We start from the raw sequence: 13240 nt of genomic DNA, 5'->3' as shown, positions 1-13240 counted from the left end.
GGAGCTCGGCATCGAGCTTTTCGCCAAGTATGAGGGATTGAACCCCACCGGATCCTTCAAGGATCGCGGGATGGTTCTCGCCGTGGCGAAGGCGCTGGAGGCGGGGAGCAGAGCGGTGGTGTGCGCCTCCACGGGCAACACTTCGGCCTCCGCCGCGGCCTATGCGGCGACTGCGGGCATCCCCTGTCACGTGCTGCTTCCGGCGGGAAAGGTGGCTCTCGGCAAGCTCGCCCAGGCGCTCATCTACGGAGCGAAGGTCATTGCCGTGCGGGGGAATTTCGACACGGCGCTCGATCTCGCCCGGGACGCCTCGCGGCGACTCGGCCTGGCCATCGTGAACTCCGTGAATCCCTATCGGCTCAGGGGGCAGCGGTCCGCCGCATGGGAGGTCTGCGACGATCTGGGGGATGCGCCGGACTGGCTCGCCATTCCCGTGGGCAACGCGGGGAACATCACCGCCTACTGGGCGGGCTTCGTCCAGTACGCCCGGTCAGGCAAAGCCTCCCGGATTCCCCGGATGATGGGGTTTCAGGCCGAAGGAGCCAGTCCGATGGTGAGCGGGGAGGATGTGCCCCAGCCCGAGACGGTGGCCACGGCGATTCGCATCGGGCGTCCCGTGAACGCCCGAAAGGCCCGTTGGGCCGTGCGGCGTTCCGGCGGAGCCTTTTCCGCCGTGTCGGACCCGGAGATCCTGGAGGCCCAGAGAATCCTGGCCTCCAGGGAGGGGCTCTTTGCGGAACCGGCCTCGGCGGCTCCGCTGGCGGGGCTTCTGGCGCTTGCCCGCCGGAATGAACTGCCGCGGGGGATTCGAGTTGTCATGGTGCTTACGGGAAACGGCCTCAAGGATCCCGATGCCGCGCTGGGAAAGACTCCGGCCATCACGGAAATCGACGGAAACTGGAGTTCTCTTGAGGAGGTGTTCCGGTCATGACCTTTCCGATTCGCGTCCGGGTTCCCGCGTCGAGTGCCAACCTCGGTTCGGGTTTCGACACGTTGGGCATGGGGCTCACGTTCTACAACGTGTACGAAGTGCTGGAACTCCTTCCCTCGGGTACCTACCAGGTGGAGGTTGTGGGAGAGGGAAGCCGTGAACTGGAGGATCCCGCGGCGAATCTGGTCATCCGTTCCTACGAGGCGGCTTTCGAGTCCTGGGAGAAGGAAGCTCCGGGACTGGTCTTCCGGGCCCTCAACGCGGTTCCCCTCTGTCGTGGGCTGGGCAGTTCCGCCGGCGCCGTGGTGGGAGGTGTCCTGCTCGCGAACGCCCTGCGGGAACGCCCTCTGTCGAAAGAGGCACTGTTGCCTCTCATGGTCCGTCTTGAAGGGCACCCGGACAATGTGGTTCCCTGCTGCGTCGGCGGCATGGTGGTGAGTTGTTGGGACGGGGAGCGCCTTCGCTATCTTCGGTTGACTTCCATGCCTCCGGACGTGTCGGTGGTGGTGGCGGTTCCGGAGTTTCGAGTGAGCACCAAGGCAGCCCGGGAGGTTCTTCCCGAGGTGGTCTCCCTCAAGGACGCCGTGTTCAACGTGAGTCGTGCGGCTCTCTTTACCGCCGCATGGGCCACCGGGTCCTGGGAACATCTTCTCTGGGCCATGGAGGATAAGCTGCATCAGCAGTTCCGGGCGAAACTCTTTCCGGGGGGCGAGGAGATTCTTTCGGAGATCCGGAAGAGTCCCGAGTGCATGGGAGTGGCCATCAGCGGTTCGGGACCGAGCATGATGGCCTTCGTGAGGGGAAATCCCCAGGGAGTGGCGGGGCGCATGTGCCGCATCTTCTCGGGGAATGGTGTACGGTCCCGGTTCTTTGTCCTCGATGTGGACGAGGCTGGTGCGAAACTGTCCGGAGGTGGCGTGCGTGTCGCGACTGGTGCTTAAGTTCGGGGGATCCTCTGTGGCGGATCCGGGGCGGATGCACGCCGTGGCCGCGAGGATCGAACCTTTCGTCAGGGAGGGCAACGAGGTTGTCGTCGTGGTCTCCGCCCGGGGAAAGACCACGGACGAACTGCTCTCACTCGCCGGAGAGCTTCGGGGGCAGGACAACCGGGAAATGGATCAGCTTCTCGCCACGGGAGAGCAGCAGTCCATCGCACTGCTCGCTCTCGCCCTGCGGGATCGAAAGATTCCCGCCCGTTCCTTCACGGGATTGCAGGCAGGGATCTATGCCGACGGCTATCACATGGAAGGGCGGATCCGCACGGTGCAACCCCATCACCTCGAAAAAGCTCTCGCCGAGGGGGCGGTTCCAGTGGTGGCGGGTTTTCAGGGCATCAATGCCTCGGGGGATATCATCACGCTCGGTCGGGGCGGGTCTGACCTGTCCGCGGTGGCCCTCGCCGCGTCCCTGGAAGCGGACGCCTGCCACATCTACACGGATGTGACCGGCGTCTACAGCGCGGATCCCCGGCTCGTTCCGGAGGCGCGCAAGCTCTCCCGGGTCTCCTACGGTGTGTGTATGGAGATGGCCGTCATGGGGGCCAAGGTGCTCCAGGCGAGGAGTGTGGAGATGGCGGCGCAGTATGACGTTCCCGTCTACGTGGCGTCGTCCTTCGACGAAGAGGAGGGAACATGGGTCATGAGAGAAGATGTGAACGAGCGCCTGGTCGTTCAGGCGGTGACACAGGACGGAAACGTGGCCAAGGTGGCCGTACTGGGAGTGCCGGACGTTCCGGGTATCGCCGCGAAGCTCTTCGGAGCGCTCGGCCAGAATGGCATCGGAGTGGAGATGATCATTCAGAGCGTCATGCGCGGCGACGTGAACGACATTGCTTTTCTTGTCCACAAGGCGTTTCTTGGCGAGGCGATCCGCATTTGCCGGAATGTCGCCCGGGATATCGAGGCCCAGGGCGTGACCTTCGACACGGAGATCGCCCGGATCTCCGTGGTGGGCGCGGGCATCGCCAACCATCCCGAAGTCCCTTCGAAAATGTTCTCCATTCTCGCCGACGTGGGGATCAACATCGACATGATCGCCTCCACTTCCCAGTCCATCACCTGCGTCATTCCCTCCGGACAGGTGGCAACGGCGGTGCGCGCGCTGCATCGTCATTTCGTTGAGGAGGAAGCACCGTGCGCGTCGCCGTCCTAGGAGCCACCGGCCTGGTCGGTCGGGAAATGATCGCGGTTCTGGAGCAGCGTTCTTTCCCCGTGGACGAACTGTTGCCTCTTGCGTCGGAGCGCTCCGCGGGGATCGAGCTTCCCTTTCGCGGGGAGAGTGTTTCCGTGCGGGCGGTGTCGGAGGATGTTTTCGAGGGGGTCGATCTGGCGCTCTTTTCCGCGGGCAGCGATCCTTCCCGGACATGGGCTCCCGTCGCTCGGGACAAGGGCGCCTGGGTGGTGGACAACAGCTCGGCCTGGCGCATGGCTCCCGATGTCTCCCTGGTGGTGCCCGAAGTCAACGCGGGAACGCTCCCGAAAACGCCCGCGGTGATCGCCAATCCGAACTGCGCCACCATCCAGACCGTCGTTGCGCTGAACCCGCTGCACCAGGCGGCGGGGCTTCTCGAATTCGCCGCCGTGACGTTTCAGTCCGTCTCCGGAACGGGACAGGAGGCTCTCCGGGAGCTTGCGGAGGGCAGCTCCCTTGCCCGGTTCGAGAGAGGCGTGCCTCTCGGCGGGGAAGAGCGGGCGCAGATCTATCCCCATCCCATCGCCTTCAACGCCCTGCCCCATATCGGCGGGTTCGACGACGAGGGGATCAGTGAGGAAGAGTGGAAAATGGTTCGGGAATCCCGGAAGATTCTGGGACTTCCCGAGCTTCCGGTGAGTTGTACCACCGTGCGGGTTCCCGTGTTTCGCGGGCATGCCGTGGCCGTGACGGCGGTGTTCCGCGATGCCCTCTCTCCGGATGAGGCCCGGGAGATTCTTCGAAATGCCCCCGGAGTGGTCGTGGAAGATGACCCCGGGAAGAGCGTTTACCCCCTCCCCAGAAGAGCCGCAGGGACGGATCCCGTCTACGTGGGACGCATTCGCCGGGATACGGCGCGAAGCAACGCTCTTGCCCTGTGGGTCGTGTCTGACAATCTCCGTAAGGGCGCGGCCCTCAACGCCGTACAGATCGGCGAGACGTTGCTGGAAAAGGGGCTTTTCCGGCACTGAACCCCTTCTTCGTTCTCTCCCGGCGGATGGAGCAGTCCGTCGGGCGGGCAACTTTCCCGGTGAGGTGCGCCGGGAGTTGACGAAATCTCCCGGAAGGTGCGGGACCTTTCGTCCCGATTCCGTTTTACGGGATCTCCGGAAAGGCTCTTGTGCGAACTGTCGTTTCCAAAGTTCTTCGAAGGAGAGGCGATTCCCGCTGCGACGTTTCTCTCGAAAGCGCCTCCGCACACGGATCCACGGGCAAACGTGCCCGGAAATCTCCGGAGCGAGGGGATGTTTTTCCGTAAGGGCATGGGATGGGGATAGATCTGCGCCCGTTCTTCCCCGAACGTCTCTCTCGAACCGGGTAGCCGTAGAATGGTGGATTTCGGCTGAAGGACTGCGTGGAATTGCCGATTCTCTCTTCCGGCAAGTGCACGAACCGGACCCGATAGGATAGAATAGCTGCGGCGCCGAAGGCGCCGCAGAGCTTTTTCCCGGGAGGAACAGTCATGAAGCGCCGTGTCAGCGCAACTGTCATTACCTTTTTGGGGGCGGGCGTGATCGCTTTTCTTCTCTGCTTTGCCTCCGCGGGATTTGCGGAGAAGGCCGAGGAGGTTCCATCGCAGGGAAAGGTGACGCTCACCGCGGAATCGCTCCGCTATGACCCCGAGTCGCAGCGCATTGTCGCCGAGGGAAACGTGATCATCCGCAGAGGAGCAGGCCGGATCACCGCCGAGCGGGGAGAGGGGCGGAGCGACGGTTCGCTCTTCATTCTCACCGGAAACGTGGCGGCGGCCTTTCCCGAGGAAGAACTCGAACTCGCCTGCACCTACCTCACCTATCGCGCACGGGATGCCTGGCTGCTTGCGTCCGGGGATGTGTCCATCTCCTCCGGGGGAGATCGTCTGAGGGCGGAGATGATCAAATATCGCCTCGGCGATTCCGTGGCCTACGAGGCCAGGGGGGATGTGTCGATCCTCTGGGAGGGGCGTAATTTCGAGGCCGACTCCGCATGGCGCGAGGGCGACGATTTCCGTGCCAGGAATGTGCGGCGCTTCGAGGACCCCAAGGAGCGTGTTTCTCTGGTGGCACCCACGGTGGTGGGGCGTGTCGAGGAGGGGGTGCTCGCGGAGGTGACTGCCGAAGGGGGCATTCTTGTGGAGGTCGCCGGACGGGACGGAAAGCCCGTGCGCATTCGCGGTGCCAAGGGAATCTATTCCATCGTCAAGGGCTCCGTCGTCGTGACGGGAAACGCTTCCGCGGTTCAGGCCGGGCGCACTGTTTCCGCCCAGAGCCTGGTGATGAACCTCGTCACCCGGCGCATCGAAGCCCTCGGAAAACCCCAACTCACCTTTCCCGTGGGGGAGTGAGCATGGGACGGATCTTTTCGGCGGAACGCCTCGTCAAGAGTTACCGTGGGAAGACCGTCGTGTCCTCGGTGAATCTCTCCGTGCAGCAGGGGGAAATCGTCGGTTTGCTCGGTCCGAACGGTGCGGGTAAGACGACGACCTTCTATATGCTCGTCGGACTCATCGCCCCCGATTCTGGAAATGTCTACGTGGACGGAAGGGATGTTACGGAACTGCCCATGTTCGGGCGCGCAAGGCTCGGCGTGGGATATCTTCCCCAAGAGGCGTCGGTGTTTCGCAATCTCTCGGTGGAGGACAATCTGCGCCTTGTCCTTGAGGAGCAGAACCATTCCTCTGGGGACTGGCGCGAGGTGTTGGAGCATCTTCTGCGAGAGTTCGGACTGGAACGGGTCCGTTCCGTGCCGGGATACGCCCTGAGCGGCGGTGAACGGCGGCGTGTGGAGATCGCACGATGTCTCGCCATCATGCCCGAGTTCATTCTCCTTGATGAACCGTTCAGCGGCATCGATCCCATTGCGGTCTACGACATTCAGCAGATCATCCTGGATCTCCGCAAGAAGGGATTCGGCATTCTGCTCACGGACCACAACGTACGGGACACTCTGGCGATCACGGATCGGGCCTGTCTGATCCACCAGGGGCAGATCGTCGTGGAGGGATCTCCCCAGGATGTGGCCGAGAGCGAGGTGGCCAGGAAATTCTACCTGGGAGAACGTTTTTCCTGGTGACGGCCAAGGATGGCGTTTCGATTGAGGACTTCTGCGACCTCCTGTCCGTGCATTCCTCTTTGGAAAGCTCTGAATAAAAACCTTTCGCTTTCGGAACCTCTGAAAAATGCTGCGCCGATCTCTGAAAAACGCGATGTGATCGAGATTGAGGAAGGGCGATTTCTACTTGATCAGAACTTCCTTTCCCTTGACTCGAGTCGCATCAGGCTCTGCGAGGCTCCTTGCGGGGCCAGCGTAGCCTTCTTCAGAGGTTTCTTTGGAAAAACGGGTCATTGCAGGAAATTCGCCTGGAGGTGACTGGGGCGGAACGGTGGGTGCCTTCGTCGCAACGGAACGAACTGGATCGAGGACGCGGTCTGCTGTCGAGTCGGATTTCTCCCCGATGGCGCTACGGAATGAAAGCGCGGGATCTTTTTTCCAGCAGGGGAATGCTCTCGAGTTCTTCGTTTTCGAGGAGAGCGAGAAGAACTGTTTTTGCTTCCGCCACCTCCGGAGAAAGCTCGAGCGAATGCTCTCTGAGGGCCGGTTCTACGGCGATGACGACCATGTCCATCTCCCGGGAGAATTCCTCCAGCAAGGAGGAAAGCGGAATGCCGTGGCTGCTCCAGGAGGTGCCTTCGCAGGATGCAAGCGGAAGGCGCCGTATGGCCCCGGGGGCAAGGCCCATGAGGGCCGCATCGACGATGATGAGCCGGGACGGTCTCGTCCTCCGGAGGTGTGCCAGGTGATTTTCCGGAGTGGTCTCACAGAGGCGTATCTCCATTCCTTCGGGAGATGCCTCCAGGAGCGCCTCGGCAATGCGGACTCCAACGCCGTCATCCCCGCGGAGGGGATTTCCGACGCCCCAGAGAACACTCGTTGTTTTTTTCACATTCATGACGGTTGTCAGTCCCTTCGGTGTTCCATTCCTCGCCGGTTCTTCTCGGGGAGTCGTTTCTGAAACACGCTCCGTCAAGGAGGATACCCTATGGACGGTTCCTCACGCAATGCCCGCATGGTACGCCATGCCTTCACGATGATGCTCGGTACCTTCGCCAGCCGAATCCTCGGATTGATCCGCGAGGTGCTCATGGCGGGCTGTTTCGGTGCGACGAGGCAGCTCGATGCGTTCTACGTGGCCTACACGCTGGCGAATCTCTCCCGCCAGCTCCTCGCGGAGGGAGCACTCTCCGCCTCGTTCGTTCCCGTCTTCTCTCAGGTGCTTGCCAGGGACGGAAAGGAGCGGGCGGTGCGCCTCGCCCGCCAGGCCATGACGGTGCTTTTGCTTCTTGGAGTTGCCGTGGTGCTTGGAGGCATCGTCGCCGCACCGCTTCTGGTCCGTTTCATGGCTCCAGGGTTCGCTCCGGAGATCCGGCTTCTCGCCGAATCCCTCACCCGATCGCTTTTTCCGTTCCTTCTTTTCGTCTCTCTGGGGGCTCTCGCCATGGGTGTCCTGAACAGTCTGGATTCCTTTTTCGTCCCCGCCGTGGCACCGGCGCTGAGCAACGTGACCTTCATCGCCGTGGTTCTTCTTTTCGTTCCTGCCTTCGGTATCAGAGGTCTCGTTGCGGCGGTTCTCCTCGGCGGCCTGGCCCAGTTGCTCCTGCAGTGGGGATGGAGCTGGAAGCTGGGGGTGCCGCTTTTTCCCGAGCGGCCGAACCGCAAGGATCCGGAACTCCGGCGCATGCTCGTGCTCTTTCTTCCCTACGCGGTGGGGCTTTCCCTCAATCAGGTGAATCCTTTGGTGAGTCGCATGCTCGGTTCTTTTCTGGAGGGTGGGGTCATTTCCGTTCTGAACTACGCGGACCGGGTACTCCAGCTTCCTCTGGGGCTCTTCGTGGTGGCCCTCTCCCAGGCGGTACTCCCTCTTCTCTCCCGCATCGCTCCGGGAGAGAACGAAGAGTTCATGGAATTCTATCGGGATGCGCTTCGCTTCGCTCTTTTCGTGGTTTTTCCCGTGGTGCTCGGGACGGTGGCGTGCAGCCGGGAGATCGTACACGTGCTCTTCTTTCGGGGTGCTTTCGACGTGTGGGCCTGGAATGCCACGTCAGGGGTTTTGTCCATGTACGCGTTGGGCCTTCCCGGAATGGCCTGTACCACGGTGACCATGAGGGCTCTCTATGCACGGAGCAGACCCAGGGATGCACTGTTCGTCACAGTGTCGAGCGTGACCGTGAACCTGGGCGCGAGCATACTGCTCATGTCTCTTCTTTCGTATCGAGGCATTGCCCTGGCTGCATCAATGGCCTTTACGGTCTCCGCACTCGTCGGGTACGTCCGGGTTCGGCGTTTCGGCGGGGAGGTGCGCGAGGGTAGAGACCGGCTCTTTTCGCCGGAATGGGGAAAGCCTGTGGGAATCGCCCTGGCGTTCACGACGGCGATGATCCTGCTCTGGAAATTCCTGCTGCCCTATCCTTCCGCGGCATCCCTTGCGCTGCGACTGCTCTGGCTTGGAGGTGTCGCCTGCATGGGTGGAGCGGTTTATGCTTTGACGACGCGTCGATTGAAGTGTCGGGAATGGGAATGGGTACGGAGCGCGTTGCGCCGTCGGAGGTAGCGGAAGAGAGGCATCCCGGGAGAGTCGGTCGTAGCGCCGGAAATGCTGCTGTAGAGTGAAACCAGAGGCGGAGCGTGTGCGGGGGACCGTCCCGACGAGATCGTCTTTTCCGGGAAAGGGAGGAGGCAGGGGGCGGTCCGTCCGCCGGGCACCTTTTCAGCGAGAAGAACCGATGCATATGTTCATCCTCTCCGAACGGCGGGAAGACTTGCGTTCGTTGTCCTCCGGGAGGATCATTGTCTGCGCCGGGAGGAACGTGTTCCTCCGCAGGCGCTCTCTGTGCCACAGAGAAGGGAGGAATTTCGCCGTGAAGAACGTGTTCCGTATCTTGAGCATCTGTCTTGCGGTGTGCGTGGTCCTTGTTGCGGGGACAGAACGCGTCGCTCGCGCTTTGTCCGTGGAGGAACTTGTGGAAGAGCGATCCGCCAACGTCTGGGTGGAGGGGCAGGATCTGGGGGGTATGATCGTCGGTGCTCGGGGGCAGATGACCTTCGTCTATGTGGACAATGTGCTCAGCCGCGCCTCCGGGGGCGAATCGGAAGCGCCGGACTGGCTCAAATGGCATGTGCAACATTTTCTCAGCAATGCCGCAAAAGGGAAAATCCTCTTCATTTGCCGTTATCGGGCGCTTATTCCCTGGACCTTCGAACCCGAACAGATTTTTGTTGGAACCTACGCGGTGCAGTGGAAGGACATCCTTACGAGAAAAGACTTCTTTCCCCACGGTGAGATTCCCTCCGATACGGTGGGCGTGTTCGCGTTCGTCGTTCCTCCGGGAGAGATCGCTCCGGGGAAAGAGATCCGTCTCGGCTACGGAGAGTACGCGACGAAGCTGCGCATTCCTGGGAGGTGAAGAGCGTGCACGTGTATCGGTGTGCTTCCTGCGGGGAGCGGTTTTCCTGTGAGACCTTCGCGAACAAGTGTCCCCGCTGTCGGGGAAAGAGTCTCATCCACGAGCAGGGGGAGCCCCGTCGAAAGAAGGCGGGCTGTACCGGAAGCTGCAGCAGCTGCGGTGGCGGCTGCGGTTGCGGAGGGCATTGAAGGTGGAGTTCCCTTTTCTGACACTCGGCATCGAAACGAGCTGCGACGACACGGCGGTGTGTGTTCTCGAAAACCAGCGCACCGTTCTCGCCCAGGGAATCTCGAGCCAGATAGCGGAGCACGCGCCCTTCGGAGGGGTCGTTCCCGAAGTCGCCTCCCGGTGTCACCAGGAGATATTGCTTCCCTTGCTGCAGAGGATCCTGGAGGAGGCGGGAGTCCGCAATCCCGCAAGGCAGCTCTCGCTCGTTGCGGTCACTGCAGGACCTGGTCTCGTGGGGTCTCTTCTCGTGGGGGTGATGAGTGCCAAGGCGCTTGCCCAGGCCTGGGAAGTTCCTCTCGTGGGGGTCAATCACCTGGAGGGACATCTCTTCGCCAACGTAGCCACCCATCCGTCTCTGGAGCCTCCCTTTCTCTCCCTCATCGTCTCGGGGGGACACACGGAGATCGTTTTCGTGCGCTCCTTCGGTGAATATGAGCTTTTGGGCGAGACGAAGGACGACGCCGTGGGGGAGGCCTACGACAAAGTGGCCAAGCTGCTCGGGCTCGGCTATCCCGGCGGCCCGGTGGTGGACCGGCTCGCCCGGGAGGGCGATCCCGATGCCTTTCCGCTTCCCGTGCCTCTTGAACATTCCGACGAGATCGGTTTCAGTTTCAGCGGTCTCAAGACGGCGGTCCTCTGGGTGCTGCGCAGGCTTGAAAGAGAAGGGAAACCCATTCCCGCGGCTCATGTGTGCGCGTCCTTTCAGAAGGCCGCCGTCGCTTCGCTCGTCGGAAAGATCCGCCTCGCCGTTCTGCGGTCGGGGGTGCGCCGCGTCGCCGTCTCGGGGGGGGTTGCGGCAAACAGTGCATTGCGGAGCGCGCTGGGTGCGCTGCCCGGCGTGGAGATTTTTCTCCCCCCCCTCTCTCTCTGTACGGACAATGCGGTGATGATCGCCGCAGCGGGATACAACATCTACCGACGAGGGTTCTTTTCCGACCTCTCCCTCTCGCCGGATCCGGCGCTTCCCCTCACCCGCTGAGCCTTGCCACGTGAAATTCGCACGTTCGCGTGCGCCCGTTTCTTCCTTGGCCGAGGCCGTTCTGCCTGAAATTCGGGACAAAACGGCCTCGGCGGCTTTGCTGTCGCGAGAGACCACAAAGGCTCAGAATGAAAATGGTCGAAAAAACGACGTAAAAAGCGAAAAAAGAGGATAGAAAGCCTTTTTCTGTGGAAATATGGATCTCACTGCGCTTGAGATCTTGTCTGAAGCTCAGTAAGATCATTCATGGTCAAATTAGCACTCGTTCGAAATGAGTGCTAACACGGAAACAAAATTTGAGGAGGGATTGTGAATGAAGCTCAAACCCCTTGCGGACCGTATCGTTGTGAAGGTCCTCTCCCAGGAGGAAAAGACCAAGGGCGGCATCGTTCTTCCGGACACGGCGAAAGAGAAGCCCCAGGAGGGCGAAGTGAAGGCCGTCGGGACCGGAAAGGTTCTCGAAAACGGACAGAAGCTTCCCCTTGAGGTCAAGGTGGGAGATCGCATCATCTTCAGCAAGTACTCCGGAACGGAAGTCAAGATCGACGGCGAGGAGTTCCTCATCCTCAGCGAGCGGGACGTCCTGGCCATCGTCGGCTAGAGGTGTTCTTCTCCCGCAGGGAGTTCTTTCCGGCACAGTGAAACGTAGACATACCCAATTCCTCCAGGAGGTGCACAACCAATGGCAGCGAAGATTATTGCATATGGCGAAGACGCCCGTCGGGCGCTCATGCGGGGCATCAACCACGTGGCCGACACCGTCGGTGGAACGCTCGGGCCCAAGGGACGCAATGTGGTTCTCGAGAAGAAGTTCGGCTCTCCCACCATCACCAACGACGGCGTGACCATCGCCAAGGAGATCGAACTTGAGGATCCCTTCGAGAATATGGGAGCGCAGCTCCTCAAGGAAGTCGCCTCCAAGACGAACGATGTCGCCGGAGACGGAACCACCACCGCCACAGTCCTCGCTCGGGCGATGATCCGCGAGGGCATGAAGAATGTCGTGGCCGGGGCCAACGGGATCCTGATGCGCCGCGGTATCGAGAAGGCTGTGGATGTCGTGGTGGACGAGCTGAAGAGCCTCGCTCTGGACGTGAAGGACAAGGCGAAGATCGCTCAGGTCGCCGCCATCTCCGCAAATGACAAGGGCGTGGGCGAGCTCATCGCCGAGGCCATGCAGAAGGTCGGCGAGGACGGGGTCATCACCGTCGAGGACAGCCAGACCGTGGGAACCACCCTTGAGATGGTGGAAGGGCTTCAGTTCGACAAGGGCTACATCAGCCCCTACATGGTCACCGATCCCGAGCGGATGGAGTGTGCACTGGACGACGCCTACATCCTCATCAACGACGGCAAGATCAGCAACGTGAAGGACATGCTTCCCGTTCTCGAGAAGGCCGTGCAGGCGGGTAAGCCCCTCATGATCATCGCCGAGGACATCGAGGGTGAGGCTTTGGCCACCCTTGTGGTGAACAAGCTTCGGGGCATTCTCCAGGTCGTGGCCGTGAAGGCTCCCGGTTTCGGCGAGCGCCGCAAGGCCATGCTCCAGGACATCGCCATCGTCACCGGCGGTCAGGTCGTCAGCGAGGAAATCGGCATCAAGCTCGAGAACGCCGATCTCTCCATGCTGGGTCGCGCCAAGAAGATCCGGGTTTCCAAGGAAGAGACCACCATCGTCGAGGGCGCGGGGAACTCCGAGGAGATCCGCAAGCGGGCCGCCCAGATCAAGCGGGAGCTTGAGGACAGCACCTCCGAGTATGACAAGGAGAAGCTTCAGGAGCGCCTCGCCAAGCTCGTGGGCGGCGTGGCGGTCATCCAGGTGGGTGCCGCCACCGAGACCGAGCAGAAGGAACTGAAGCACCGCATCGAGGATGCCCTGAATGCGACCAGGGCCGCCGTGGAGGAAGGCATCGTCGCCGGAGGCGGCGTGGCCCTCGTGAACTGCCTCCCCGCTCTCGACAAGTTCCTCGGCACGCTTGAGGCGGACGAGAAGATCGGTGCCGCTCTTGTGAAGAAGGCCCTCACGGAGCCGCTCCATCTCATCGCCAACAACGCGGGTCTTCAGGGCGACGTGGTGGTCGAGCGCGTCTCCACCCTTTCCAAGGGGCATGGTCTCAACGCCGTGAGCGGCGAATATGAGGATCTCGTCCAGGCCGGTATCATCGACCCCGTGAAGGTGACCCGGAGTGCGCTGCAGAACGCCGGTTCCATCGCAGCCATGGTGCTCACCACGGAGAGCCTCGTCGCCGACAAACCCGAGAAGAAGGACAAGATGCCTCCCATGCCCGGTGGTATGGGTGGAATGGGAGACATGGACTACTAGGTCCGGAGGTTGTTCGAGCCGCAACACGAGGCCCCCGCACTTGCGGGGGCCTTTTCGCTGGAGTCCCCTGTTTTCGGCGTGGTATGATTGGCCGGGAGGCCTTTCCGGAGCACAGGAAGGCGTTCTCTCGGAGGTCTCTGTGCGGACCC

The 13240-nt window shown here is 61.8% G+C and carries 12 protein-coding genes; 11 read left to right on the top strand and 1 reads right to left on the bottom strand.

Annotated features, from left to right (window positions below):
- From thrC to lptB, 6 genes are all read left to right on the top strand, one after another.
- The coding region (gene thrC, locus Q1K49_RS03885; protein WP_300523018.1) for a threonine synthase at window positions 1-931 on the top strand (931 nt) is incomplete at its 5' end.
- The gene (gene thrB, locus Q1K49_RS03880; protein ID WP_300523015.1) at window positions 928-1872 is read left to right on the top strand and encodes a homoserine kinase; all 945 of its coding nucleotides are present in this window, start codon (window positions 928-930) and stop codon (window positions 1870-1872) included. The genes thrC and thrB, both read left to right, overlap by 4 nt.
- Complete coding sequence (locus Q1K49_RS03875; RefSeq protein WP_300523012.1) at window positions 1853-3082, top strand: aspartate kinase; 1230 nt, start codon at window positions 1853-1855, stop codon at window positions 3080-3082. Before thrB ends, Q1K49_RS03875 begins: the two co-directional genes overlap by 20 nt.
- A complete protein-coding gene (locus Q1K49_RS03870) occupies window positions 3064-4092 on the top strand; it encodes an aspartate-semialdehyde dehydrogenase (protein ID WP_300523009.1) in 1029 nt (342 codons plus the stop codon). The genes Q1K49_RS03875 and Q1K49_RS03870 overlap by 19 nt, the downstream gene beginning before the upstream one ends.
- Window positions 4093-4583: 491 nt before the next feature.
- The gene (locus Q1K49_RS03865; RefSeq protein WP_300523006.1) at window positions 4584-5444 is read left to right on the top strand and encodes a hypothetical protein; all 861 of its coding nucleotides are present in this window, start codon (window positions 4584-4586) and stop codon (window positions 5442-5444) included.
- A 2-nt stretch (window positions 5445-5446) separates the two neighbouring features.
- On the top strand, window positions 5447-6172 hold the full coding sequence (gene lptB, locus Q1K49_RS03860) for an LPS export ABC transporter ATP-binding protein (RefSeq protein WP_300523003.1): 726 nt from the start codon (window positions 5447-5449) through the stop codon (window positions 6170-6172).
- 388 nt (window positions 6173-6560) lie between these two features.
- Here the strand turns inward: lptB and Q1K49_RS03855 are convergent, their stop codons facing one another.
- Complete coding sequence (locus Q1K49_RS03855) at window positions 6561-7049, bottom strand: hydrogenase maturation protease (RefSeq protein WP_300523001.1); 489 nt, start codon at window positions 7047-7049, stop codon at window positions 6561-6563.
- Between the two features lie 90 nt (window positions 7050-7139).
- On the opposite strand from Q1K49_RS03855, the gene murJ reads away from it, so the two are divergent.
- The 5 genes from murJ (at window position 7140) to groL (ending at window position 13091) form a co-directional block, all read left to right on the top strand.
- A complete protein-coding gene (gene murJ, locus Q1K49_RS03850) occupies window positions 7140-8708 on the top strand; it encodes a murein biosynthesis integral membrane protein MurJ (RefSeq protein WP_300522998.1) in 1569 nt (522 codons plus the stop codon).
- Window positions 8709-9015: 307 nt separating this feature from the next.
- The gene (locus Q1K49_RS03845) at window positions 9016-9561 is read left to right on the top strand and encodes a hypothetical protein (protein WP_300522996.1); all 546 of its coding nucleotides are present in this window, start codon (window positions 9016-9018) and stop codon (window positions 9559-9561) included.
- Window positions 9562-9751: 190 nt separating this feature from the next.
- Entirely contained in the window at window positions 9752-10768 is a 1017-nt protein-coding gene (gene tsaD / locus Q1K49_RS03840) for a tRNA (adenosine(37)-N6)-threonylcarbamoyltransferase complex transferase subunit TsaD (protein WP_300522994.1), read from the top strand.
- Between the two features lie 313 nt (window positions 10769-11081).
- The gene (gene groES, locus Q1K49_RS03835; protein ID WP_029165982.1) at window positions 11082-11369 is read left to right on the top strand and encodes a co-chaperone GroES; all 288 of its coding nucleotides are present in this window, start codon (window positions 11082-11084) and stop codon (window positions 11367-11369) included.
- Between the two features lie 81 nt (window positions 11370-11450).
- Window positions 11451-13091 carry a chaperonin GroEL gene (gene groL, locus Q1K49_RS03830; protein WP_300522988.1) on the top strand — a complete coding sequence of 547 codons (1641 nt, stop codon included), beginning with the start codon at window positions 11451-11453 and terminating at the stop codon, window positions 13089-13091.
- Window positions 13092-13240 lie beyond the last annotated feature (149 nt).

The organism is Aminiphilus sp. (assembly GCF_029975095.1).
GTDB lineage: Bacteria > Synergistota > Synergistia > Synergistales > Aminiphilaceae > Aminiphilus.
This window is presented reverse-complemented; position numbering and strand designations above follow the sequence as displayed.